Below are 1,293 nucleotides of genomic sequence, written 5' to 3'. Positions count from 1 at the left end.
GTGGGACTGTCGTTTACACCGCCTCGGTTAACGCACCCGTGACCGACGCTCCGTTGGTTATCACCCTGTCGAACGGCCAGACCATCACCATTCCGGTTGGCGCCAGCAGCGGCACCGTGAACTTCGTTACACCAAACGACGCCCTCGCGGGCGGCGATAACCTGAGCGTCAAAATCGACGACGCCAAGGGTGGCAATTACGAGAACCTTGCCATCGACGGCAAGCCTGCCGACACCACCGTTACCGATGTACAGGACACTACCGGCCTGACCTTGAGTGCAACCGATAGCGTTGCTGAAGGCGGCTCGATCGTTTACACCGCCACCCTGACCAACGCCGCTGGCTCGCCTGTCACTGTGACTTTGAGCAACGGCGCCGTCATCAACATCGCCGCAGGCGCCACCACTGGCACCGTGACCGTCGACGCGCCAAAAGACGACGTCTACAAAGACGCTGGTAAAGTTGAAGTCAGCATCGATAAAGCCACTGGCGGCAACTTCGAGAACCTTCTTCCGAGCACCACGCCTGCGGTGACTGACGTTACCGATACCATCGACACCTCGACCGTGAGCCTGACCGCAACGTCCACCGTCGCGGAAGGCGGCACCGTGGTGTACACCGCCTCGGTCAATGCACCGGTCACTGATACCCCGCTCGTCGTGACGTTGAGCAACGGCCAGACCATCACCATCCCAGTCGGTGCCAGCTCCGCTTCGGTGAACTTCGTTACGCCAAACGACGCCCTCGCGGGCGGCGACAGCCTGAGCGTCAAAATCGACGACGCCAAGGGCGGCAACTACGAAAAACTGGACATCGACGGCAAGCCTGCCGACACCACCGTCACAGACACTCAGGACACCACTGGCCTGACGCTCTCGGCAACTGACACTGTTGCTGAAGGCGGCTCCATCGTTTACACCGCCACCCTGACCAACGCCGCTGGCTCGCCTGTCACTGTGACCTTGAGCAACGGCGCCGTCATCAACATCGCCGCAGGCGCCACCACTGGCACCGTCACTGTCGATGCGCCAAAAGACGACGTCTACAAAGACGCTGGTAAAGTCGAAGTCAGCATCGATAAAGCCACTGGCGGTAACTTCGAGAACCTGGTTCCTAGCACCACGCCTGCGGTGACTGACGTTACCGATACCATCGACACCTCGACCGTCAGCCTGACCGCAACGTCCACCGTCGCGGAAGGTGGCACCGTGGTTTACACCGCCTCGGTCAACGCACCGGTCACTGATGCTCCGCTCGTCGTGACGTTGAGCAACGGCCAGACCATCACCATCC

General features: G+C 60.8%; 1 protein-coding gene. It reads left to right on the top strand.

All coding sequences use genetic code 11. The annotated features are described in order from the left end of the window. On the top strand, positions 1-1,293 hold a 1,293-nt coding region (locus KGA89_RS29570), incomplete at both ends, for an immunoglobulin-like domain-containing protein (RefSeq protein ID WP_223473197.1).

This window comes from Pseudomonas sp. A-RE-22 (genome assembly GCF_019956035.1).
In the GTDB taxonomy this organism is placed as follows: Bacteria; Pseudomonadota; Gammaproteobacteria; order Pseudomonadales; family Pseudomonadaceae; genus Aquipseudomonas; species Aquipseudomonas brassicacearum.
This window is presented reverse-complemented; position numbering and strand designations above follow the sequence as displayed.